Genomic DNA, 10,359 nt, shown 5'->3' on the forward strand with positions numbered 1-10,359 from the left:
TTGGAGACAATTCTTATTCAAGATATTGCAAATTGCGTGCATTTCTAATTGCGTGCATTTCATATTGAAGACTTTCCTAATTCAAGACATTAATGGAATTAATCTCCGAACCGGCTCTGGATTTTTGGGATAAGCAGCAGGTTCTTGCGCAAGGTCTGTTTAAGGTTCATTTTGACTATCTCTCCCATAGAATGACATCTTTTAAAACCCATATTTTTCTCCTGGTAAAACTGGTAAAGTTCCTCTTTTAACTGGTTTACCTTTTCCGGGGTAGAGATAGTGTCAACCGTCATGATATCGAGCAGCGCTTTGATCCGGTACCTCGCGGAAGCCAGCCTGAAAGCAACCAGGGTTCTCTCTTCGGTCTGGTACTGCTCAATCGAATCTTTGTTCAGCAGCTTCAGGCTTAGATCAACCAACGCATGATTTTCCTTGAAGAACTGGGGCATATAAAGATTCTTTCGACCTTCAAAAGATTGCTGGTCAAAATCGATACTGCGGATGCGGTACTGGAAGTCTTCGATATCAGGAGTAATATCAACCACGAAATTATAGCTTCTCATGTCACCAAGCAATCGCACAAAACAACGTTCATTAAACTTCACGAATTCCTTTGCAAGGCGGATCTTATTGGCAACACCATCGTTCAGGTATTGTTTGATGAAAAGGTCGCCGGGTATACCCGCGATATGTTCTTCTACAAGGGTATTCAGATGTGTGAAAAATGTAATGCGGTTGGGAGATAACATATGTTCGAGCTCAAGACCATAAACCCTTGAAGCATCAGCTACCTTGATATAATAATGATCATAGTTGTCATTGAATTTGTTTACGATTCGTATCCTGAAGGGATGAGAATTGCCAAATGTGCAATAGTCTATCCGGGCAACGTCAAGATGTTTTGTGAAACTATAATCGCCTTCAGTTTTTAATATCGCATAGATATTTACAAGTCCTTCGCGGATAAAGTCCCATTCACGTTTATCATAAATCACTTTCTCCCAGTAGGTATCAACACCATTTTTATCAAGAATAGGAACTGAATAAGTGTAGTGAAGGAGATCTCGGTAAGCGACCGGCAGTTTCACTTCGCGGCCATGATAATTGAGATATGCCCGCAGCGCATCATTCACCGGGAACATCGGTTTTTTCTTCGAAGGCTTATCAACTGGTTCCTGCGGCATCCTGCAATTTATTGATTAAAGTCTGGAAATAGGGGGCTGACCTGGTAAGGCGGCTGCCATACCATGAAAACAGTTCGCCATCAACAAGCATGACGATTGAGCCAGGAAACAATGATTTTATTTCCTTAACATGTTTTTCTGTGAATGGATAAGGTTCTGTAGAAAGAAAAATAAAATCACAGTTTTTTGCAGTTATTGCTTCAGCGGTTGTTGTTGGATATCTTGACTCATGCGCAAAAACATTTTCGAATCCACATTCCTGCATCATGCTATGAATAAATGTATTGTTACCTACAGCAATATAGGGATCCTGCCAGATGAGATAACAAACCTTAAATTTTTGGTTTGAGGAACGATGTTGTTCTGAAGATTGAGATTGTTTCCCAAAACTATCACGAATGTTGATGATAATTAGCTGTCCCTTATCGGTTGTGGCGGTGATCCGGCTGATCACATCTATCATTTGCAATGCATCATCCAGGTTATTGATATCACTAAGCCAAACGGGAAAATTTTCAGCCAGGATATCTATATCTTCTTTCCGGTTTTCTTCTTTGTTCCCGATGATGAGGTCGGGTTGCAATTGATATATAAGCTGAAGGTTAGGATTTTTTGTTCCGCCAACGCGGTGTTTTGTCCGAAACCAATGATCGGGATGTATGCAGAATTTTGTAATGCCAATAACCGATTCATCAAGACCGAGATCAAACAATAATTCGGTTTGTGATGGAACGAGGGAAATGATTTTTGTCGGGGGAGATTTAATCTCAACGGATCTGCCTGCCTGGTCGGTGAAATAAGGCATGTTTTTTTGCCGGAAGATAAGGCTGAAAAAAACTTAATGTGCAAAATCCGCAATTACCTCCTGCTAAAATTGATTTAGCAGGAGGGTACTGGATAAATTAAATGCGGTTTTAGTAAAGGACTTGGATAACGGGTAAAAGTTTCTTCATTCAGGAATACTGGCTTTTTTAGTTTGTTCAACACATGGATGGTTAGGCCATGGATAAGATTATAAAATCTAATAGGATACGGATCGTGCATCATGGATTAGGTGATGACGGGTTTCTAAGGATATGGACGGTTAATCAAGGATACGATCAAAAACTAAATCTTTCTAAGGATATGGACGGTTAATCAAGGATAAGATCAAAAACTAAATCTTTCTAAGGATTGGTTTGGATGTTCGTTTGGTTTTTCAGGATTGGTTTGGATGTTTGGTTGGTTTTTCAGGATTGGTTTTGGTTTTTCAAGGCAATTCCTGGATTCTAAGTGTTGGTTTTTCAGGATTAGTTTGGATGTTTGGTTTTGGTTTTTCTGGCATAGCCTGGATTTTAAACAGGTTAGGATAAGGTTTGGTGTTTAGGATAAGGTTGGTTTCTTAAGATATGGACTACTAAAAACGGACTCGGAAAAATCAAAAAAAAGAAGTTGACTGATACTGGATTTTTTGGTTTTGGACAGATATTGGATACTTGGTTTCTCTTTGGATATTGGACGTTGGTTTCTCTTTTGGATATTGGACGATTGATAAAAGCTATCAATCAACTTCTGCATCAAAAGTATACAGACAGGGCAATGTGCACAAGAGCAGTTCTGCTCTATTTAAAATCTATGGTTTTTACTGTGAAAATCGTAAGTATGCAGTGCGGGTATGTATAAAGCACGATGAGGTCATCGTAACTCTACTAAAAATGCGTAGGTAGTTGAGGAAATTAAGAATATGATTGACTTAAATCAAGCGATTTTCATGCCAAACTGTGGATAACCCAGATGAATATTAATTGCTGAGTGCCTGGATCACATCATATTTTGTAACGATGTGGAAATCCCCTGTATCGTCTTTTCCGAGTACAGCACCATTTTCTTTATTAATAAGGGTACTGATACGTTCAAGCGTGGTATCAAATGAAATAATTGGGTAGGCTGGCTCAAGTACTTCGGTGACTTTCCGGTTTTTAATGTCTTGTCCATCAATCATCATCTTTGTAAACAACCCACCTTCACTGATTGCCCCAACCGGCTCACCATTATTATTATTAACTACAGGGATGTTTTCAACATTGTATTTCTGCATCAGTTCAAAAGCTTCACTCACAGTCTGATCCTCTGTTACTGTTATAAGTTTCTGTGTACCTCTTGTGCTGATAATATCCTTAAATGTTTTTACATCCAGGAATCCTCTTTCGATCATCCATTGATCGTTGTATATCTTACCTACATAACGGCTGCCATGATCATGAAAGACCACAACAACCAAATCATCTTTTTTCAATTTCTCTTTTAACTGCATTAACCCCTGAAGGCAACTGCCCGCGCTGTAACCACAAAACAAACCTTCTTCACGTGCAATTCGTCTTGCCATCACCGCACCGTCTTTATCTGTTACCTGTTCGAAATGATCGATCACACTCATATCATAGTTCTGTGGCACAAAGTCTTCACCAAAACCTTCCGAGAAGTATGGATGCACTTCATTCATATCTTCTTCTCCTGTTCTGTAATATTTAGTTAGCAATGATCCGAAAACGTCAATAGCCCAGATTTGAATGTCTGGATTTTTTTCTTTAAGATACATGGCTACACCGGTTACCGTGCCACCTGTACCCGCCGTGCAAACAAGATGTGTGATTTTTCCATCTGTCTGTTTCCAGATCTCCGGGCCTGTGCTTTCATAATGTGCCAGGCGGTTTGCGAGGTTATCATATTGATTGCAGTAAAATGAATTTGGTATCTCGGTAGCCAGGCGTTTTGAAACTGAATAATAACTGCGTGGATCATCGGGCTCAACATTGGTTGGACAAACAATAACCTCGGCACCAACAGCTTTGAGGATATCCATCTTTTCTTTTGATTGCTTATCGGTGGTGGCGAATATGCATTTATATCCTTTCACAACTGCAGCAAGTGCAAGGCCCATACCGGTGTTGCCGGATGTGCCTTCTATAATGGTACCACCTGGTTTTAACTTACCCTCTTTCTCAGCGACCTCAATCATCTTAACAGCCATACGATCTTTTATGGAGTTGCCGGGGTTGAAATAATCAACTTTGGCCAGAACGGTGCATGGAAAATTTTTTGTGATTTTATTTAGCCTGATCATGGGGGTATTGCCAATCGTTTCCAGTATGTTGTTCTTGATATCCATTACTTTTATTTATTCTGCAAAGGTAAGGTTTTGTGCTGCAATCCCGGGAGCAGTAAGTGATAGATAAAAATGGGCAGGTTGTCGATTGTATAGACTTCAGCCCGGGTTACCACGGAACTTTGATCTGCAAACCAATTTTGGTTTGTTCAAACACAAACACCATGACAAAATCTTTGAAGCTATCTTTCCACCTGCTGATCTGGACAATTTTTTATCTCGTAATGCTGACAGTGGTTGACAGCCTTCTTGAGATAGTGGGCATGGGAAATTTGCTTAATATGAGATTGATCTCGGAGATTGCTCTTATATTATTGCTGTCGCTGATATTACCTTTCTACATATTTTATTTTCTTTGGCAGGGTTGGTTGAATAAAAAGTCAAGACTTTTCTTCATCGTGGCAGGAGTGTTGACGATAATTCTATTGCCATTTCTTTATCTGTTATTGGATGATGAACCATTAACAGTGACATTGTATTTCAAGATGTTGATCCTGGTGATCTTTTTTTCCATGCTCGGATACCTGGTCCGTGGATTTTTGCATGGGCTGAAATTAAAAGGTGAAAAGGAAGCACTTCAAAAACAATTGCTTCAAACCGAACTTGCTTTTTTGAAAGGTCAGATTAGTCCTCATTTTTTATTCAATACGCTTAATAATATCGATGCACTGATAAAAATTAATCCGGATGAAGCTTCAAGGTCGTTGATTTCTATGTCGGAGATCATGCGGTATATGATCTATGATACAAAAGAAAATACAGTTCCATTAAAACAGGAGTTAAATTACCTGGAGAGCCTGGTTGCGCTGTATAACCTAAGGTTCAAAAAAGAGGGCCTGATAAAATTTGATGTCGAAGGCGATCCTTCCAACTACGAAGTACCGCCAATGCTTTTGATACCGATCGCTGAAAATGCATTTAAACATCATAATAATAAGCATAATCAGTCAGGAGTGATGATGAAGGTGGATATAAATGGGAAAGAAATGGTATTAACCTGCAATAATGCTTATGACCCCGATGCAAAGAAGACGGTATCATCCGGGTTGGGACTTCAAACCCTTAAACGCCGGCTTGATTTATTGTTCCCGGGTAAGTATACCATGGAAGTCAGCCCCTCAACTTCTACCTTTAATATCAGGCTGGTTATTCCGCTCTTGCCTAATCAAATGGTAAATTCACCTATCAATATATGATCCGTTGTTTAATTATAGAAGATGAGCACCTGGCTGTGGCGAAGCTTGCTGAGTTCATTAGCAGGATGGATCTGTTATGCCTTCAAAAAATTTTTGACAATGGGGCAGATGCTATCAGTTACCTGGTCAACAATGAAACTGATCTGATCTTTTTAGACATCTGCATGAAGGATCTTGATGGGATACAGGTGTTAAAGGCTTTGCAACATCCGCCTAAGGTTATTATCACGTCCGCCGAAAGCAGCTATGCTCTTGCAGGTTATGAATACAATGTGTCGGATTACCTGCTTAAGCCTTTTGGCTTTGATCGTTTTGTAAAGGCAGTAACAAAAGTGGCCAATGACCTGGCCTCAAAACAACAAACCCAGGCTGTGGCCTCTTATATATTTGTAAAAACCGAATACCGTAACGAAAGGATCGATCTCGATGAGATAAAATACATCGAGGGTATGAAAGATTATTTGTCAATCGTTCTTTCCAAAAGAAAAGTGATGACCCTGATGTCGTTTAACGAGATCCTGCAATTACTTCCTCCATCCCGGTTTCAGCGGGTACATAAATCTTTTATCGTGGCTTTGGATAAGATCCGCAGCATTGAAAAAAGCCAGCTAAGAATTGATGATGAATCGATTCCCGTCAGCGATACCTATCGGGACCAGTTCCTGAATCTCCTGAAAAGCCGTAAAAATATGATGTAGAATTATCCAGGGCAATGTTTAACATTATCCCGGAACAATTTTTAACATTGTCCCGGGACAGGTTTTAAGACGGTGCTGTCTTTCGTAAGGATTTTGGCAGCAGATTGTTTTTTCCATATTATCACCGACTCCATCCTCATCGTCTCCATTATCACGGTCTCCATCATCACCGTCTGCAATATTACCCTCCGGCTTCGACCTATTTCGCAAAAGCATAATATATCGTCCCGCCATGGCTGCCGTCATTGGCATCAAACCCGTATTCCAGGACCATAAAACCCGGCTCAAGTCTGGATACCTTCAAATCGAGTGGTTCTTCTCCATCAAACCTGAACGAAATCATGTCTTTTGCGACAGCCCAGGTGCCTTTCTCATTGCCCCCTGCCGAAAGCCGTCCGTCCGGAGCCATGATAAACCTTAAGTCATTCAATCTTGGCAGTTCTTCCAGCTTCCGCGGCGGTTTGTCCCCTGCATTAACAAGCATCAGGTCCGAAAGCTTCCAATCACCTACAAATTCCTTCGGACTTACCTCTGCAATTTTGTCTGATTTCCGGCATGAACCAAGCGCCAGCAAGCCAACCAGGCCAATGATAAATAATTTGGATCCCGGCTTAAAAATTGTCTTTTTCATTTTATATAAGTTTGTTTCACCCAAACCTACGCTCACTTGATATGCCTTGAAAGCGACCCTCGTCCTAATGGCAATTTCCCTCTTCCAATTGGGAAAATCTGACGCTAATCAGCCTTGTAACAGTCAACTGCGCAGGCTCCGGGAGTATATGGCAAGGTGGGCCGCGTCCAACGACCTGTTCCGGGCGTAGGTGAGCTTCGCCCAACGAAGCCCCACATCAACTCAAAAACTCAACCCTGCTCCGGGGGTAGTTGGGCTTCGCCCAACGAAGCCCAACATCCATTCAAAGCCTGAACTGGTTGCGGGCGTAGTTGGGGACAAACAAAATTTTTTCTTCCTGCCTATCCTTTTACATTTGCTGCCCGTTAAATGAACGGTGCTTACCCAAAATTTGGATAGTAAATTGTAACATAGAAACCATGGATCAGAAGTATTTCAATAAGATTTCAGAGAAGCTCAATTTTTCGTTGAAGCAGATTAACAATATTTATGAGTTGCATAATGAGGGTTCGACCATTCCATTTATGGCCCGGTATCGTAAAGAAGCCACAGGCAATATGGATGAGGTTCAGATCAATGATGTGGTTGAGCAGGTTAAATATTTCAATGAACTTGATAAAAGAAAAGAAACCGTTCTCAAAACCATCGAAGGACTTGGTAAACTGACGCCTGAACTGAAACAACGTATTGAAGATTCTTACGATTCAACTGAGCTTGAAGATATCTACCTTCCATATAAACCCAAGCGTAAAACAAAAGCAACCGTTGCGATTGAAAAAGGTCTTGAACCATTGGCTAAGATCATTTTTGAACAGGGTGCAGAGAACCCCGTAGAAGAATCTGCAAAGTTCATAAACGACCAGGTGAAAGATTCTAAAGAAGCTTTGCAAGGTGCACGCGATATCATTGCTGAGTGGGTTTCTGAACATGAGCAGGCGCGTAATAAAGTGCGCCAGTTGTTTACTGAAGAAGCAAAGTTTTCTGCCAAAGTGTTGAGTTCAAAAAAAGATGATTCTGAAGCGCAGAAATACCGTGATTATTTTGAGTTTAACGAAAACCTGGCTGATAGCCCTTCGCATAGGATACTCGCGATACGTCGTGGTGAGAAAGAAGGTTTCCTGATCATGGATATCAATATCGAAAAGCAACATGCTGTTGAATCCCTGGAAAGAATATTGATCAAAGCTTCAAATCCCAATGCTTCAGAAGTTAAAAAAGCGATTGATGATAGTTTTGATCGTTTGTTGAAACCATCTATTGAAAATGAATTCAGGCTGCTGAGTAAAAACAAGGCAGATGAAGATGCGATAAAAGTATTTGCTGAAAACCTGCGCCAGTTGTTGCTTGCTTCACCGCTTGGTGCCAAGCGTGTATTGGCACTTGATCCTGGATTCAGAACCGGTTGTAAAGTGGTTTGCCTTGATGAACATGGAACCTTCTTAAACTACACAAATATATTTCCGCATGAGCCTCAACGCGAGATTTCAAAAAGCACTGCTGAGCTGAAACGCCTGGTGGATACTTATAAGATTGAAGCGATTGGGATTGGCAATGGTACAGCTGGCCGTGAGTCAGAGCAATTGATACGTGGTATTGATTTCGGCAAGCCGGTTTCTGTTTTTATGGTGAATGAAAGTGGTGCTTCAATTTATTCCGCTTCTGAAGTTGCCCGTGAAGAATTTCCTGACCAGGATGTAACGGTGCGTGGTGCGGTAAGCATCGGTCGCCGATTGCTCGATCCATTGAGCGAACTTGTAAAGATCGATGCAAAATCAATCGGGGTAGGGCAGTACCAGCATGATGTGAATCAAACAAAACTGAAAGATGAGCTGGATCGTATTGTTGAAAGTTGTGTTAACCATGTGGGCGTTGATTTAAATACAGCCAGCAAACATCTCTTAACATATGTTTCCGGGCTTAGCTCAACCGTTGCCAAAAACATTGTAGACTATCGTGCTAAAAACGGTGCTTTCAAGTCACGTGACGAATTGAAAAAAGTTGCTATGCTCGGACCAAAAGCTTATGAGCAGTGCGCAGGCTTTTTGCGTATCCGCGATGCTGTGAATCCATTAGATAACAGTGCTGTTCATCCGGAAACTTATCCGGTTGTTAAAGCAATGGCAGCTGATCTTAATTGCGATATCAAGGACCTGATCCAGAAACCAGAGCTTCGCAAACAATTGAACCGCAAAAAATATGTGACTGAAACAGTCGGTGAACTTACTATCAACGATATATTCAAAGAACTCGAAAAACCTGGTCGCGATCCACGCGAGCAGATCGAGGAGTTTCGTTTCGACGATAATGTCAAAACCATGGATGATCTTAAGCCAGGCATGAAACTGCCGGGTATCGTCACCAACATTACAAACTTTGGTGCTTTCGTGGATATTGGTGTAAAGCAGGATGGTCTTGTGCACATCTCTCAGCTAAGCAATACTTTCGTATCCGATCCAAACCAGGTGGTGAAACTAAACCAGCGCGTGATGGTGACCGTTACTGAAGTAGATCCTTCCCGTAAGCGGATTGCGTTAACGATGAAGGAGGCTTCTTCTCCGGCGCAAGGCAGTGGTGGAGATCGTCGTCCGTCTGCAGTTAAACCGCAAGGCAGTGCGAAGCCGGGAGCAAAGCCTGCACCAGCAGCACCGCTAAATCCATTCCAGGCGAAATTGGCGGAATTGAAGAAGAAGATGGATAATTGATCGAATGATTATCCATCTTCTATCATATAATTGTTCATTGCAGAAAATCTTTATTCCTGCAATTTGTAAATAATTATTTCGACCCGCCTGTTCTTACTGTCATCGTCATATTTCGTTGAAATGCCTGAACCCCGTGATTCTGTCAAATACTTCACGAGTGGAAATTCAGTAGTTAACAGGGCTGCAACTGTGCCGGCACGTTTGGTTGATAAAGTGTCATTGTAACTGGCGCTGCCTTTTGCATCAGTAAAACCTTCCACCAGGACCTTCGAAATTCTTCCTCGAAGCACAGATTGAAGCTGTTGCACCAACAATGGGCGGTCAATCAATTGATAGCTATCGAAGGCGAAAGCGACATCCGGAATAACCAGGGTGTCGGCAAGTGAATTTGCATTTTTCTGGGGAGTTGCGTTTTCGACGGGTATAACCGTTTTGCGGTTTGCAAGTTCATAGAGGCCCCGATGTCTATCCGTAATTTTATACAAAGAATCTTTTATTCCGGAGTTGATAATAGTTGCACCAGCGGATGTTTTTGAACCGGATTGTGCTACCCTCATGAGCGACAGGTTGTCGATATTAGTGACAATGTAGCCATCCTTATTTTTGCGCTCTTTAAGGAGCTGGGCATTCGATTTAGGACTGAAATTGCCGATCACGAGTACACGCATGGTATCTGTGAATGAACAGGTTTTCGAAAGGCGGTACCACCCATTGTTCAATTTTGTGACACGGGCATCTGCAAAGCTGATGTATTTTTCAGGCAACTTGTACTCCGCATAAATCGCAAAGTACATTTTCCTGGT

The 10,359-nt window shown here is 41.5% G+C and carries 9 protein-coding genes; 3 read left to right on the top strand and 6 right to left on the bottom strand.

Annotated elements, in window-relative coordinates; genetic code table 11:
• Positions 1-98: 98 nt before the first annotated feature.
• The 3 genes from VK664_RS14740 to VK664_RS14750 form a co-directional block, all read right to left on the bottom strand.
• Positions 99-1,184, bottom strand: a complete 1,086-nt coding sequence (locus VK664_RS14740; protein ID WP_461399443.1) for a hypothetical protein — start codon at positions 1,182-1,184, stop codon at positions 99-101.
• Complete coding sequence (locus VK664_RS14745) at positions 1,165-1,989, bottom strand: ABC transporter substrate-binding protein (RefSeq protein ID WP_461399444.1); 825 nt, start codon at positions 1,987-1,989, stop codon at positions 1,165-1,167. Before VK664_RS14745 ends, VK664_RS14740 begins: the two co-directional genes overlap by 20 nt.
• A gap of 975 nt (positions 1,990-2,964) precedes the next feature.
• Positions 2,965-4,332, bottom strand: a complete 1,368-nt coding sequence (locus VK664_RS14750) for a pyridoxal-phosphate dependent enzyme (protein WP_461399445.1) — start codon at positions 4,330-4,332, stop codon at positions 2,965-2,967.
• Between the two features lie 161 nt (positions 4,333-4,493).
• Between VK664_RS14750 and VK664_RS14755 the strand changes: the two genes are divergently transcribed.
• Together VK664_RS14755 and VK664_RS14760 are read left to right on the top strand one after the other, a co-directional pair.
• Complete coding sequence (locus VK664_RS14755; RefSeq protein WP_461399446.1) at positions 4,494-5,525, top strand: sensor histidine kinase; 1,032 nt, start codon at positions 4,494-4,496, stop codon at positions 5,523-5,525.
• Positions 5,522-6,223, top strand: coding sequence for a LytR/AlgR family response regulator transcription factor (locus VK664_RS14760; RefSeq protein WP_461399447.1), 702 nt, complete (start codon positions 5,522-5,524; stop codon positions 6,221-6,223). Before VK664_RS14755 ends, VK664_RS14760 begins: the two co-directional genes overlap by 4 nt.
• Positions 6,224-6,247: 24 nt before the next feature.
• Here VK664_RS14760 and VK664_RS14765 read toward each other — a convergent pair whose 3' ends face one another.
• Complete coding sequence (locus tag VK664_RS14765; RefSeq protein WP_461399448.1) at positions 6,248-6,433, bottom strand: hypothetical protein; 186 nt, start codon at positions 6,431-6,433, stop codon at positions 6,248-6,250.
• Positions 6,423-6,854, bottom strand: a complete 432-nt coding sequence (locus VK664_RS14770; RefSeq protein ID WP_461399449.1) for a hypothetical protein — start codon at positions 6,852-6,854, stop codon at positions 6,423-6,425. The genes VK664_RS14765 and VK664_RS14770 overlap by 11 nt, the downstream gene beginning before the upstream one ends.
• Before the next feature lie 419 nt (positions 6,855-7,273).
• Between VK664_RS14770 and VK664_RS14775 the strand changes: the two genes are divergently transcribed.
• Positions 7,274-9,556, top strand: a complete 2,283-nt coding sequence (locus VK664_RS14775) for a Tex family protein (RefSeq protein ID WP_461399450.1) — start codon at positions 7,274-7,276, stop codon at positions 9,554-9,556.
• A gap of 50 nt (positions 9,557-9,606) precedes the next feature.
• Here VK664_RS14775 and VK664_RS14780 read toward each other — a convergent pair.
• Positions 9,607-10,359, bottom strand: a 753-nt coding sequence (locus VK664_RS14780) for an OmpA family protein (protein ID WP_461399451.1), incomplete at its 5' end; no start/stop codon positions are given.

The sequence above is a fragment of the Flavitalea sp. genome, assembly GCF_035489435.1.
Classification (GTDB): domain Bacteria; phylum Bacteroidota; class Bacteroidia; order Chitinophagales; family Chitinophagaceae; genus DATHKG01.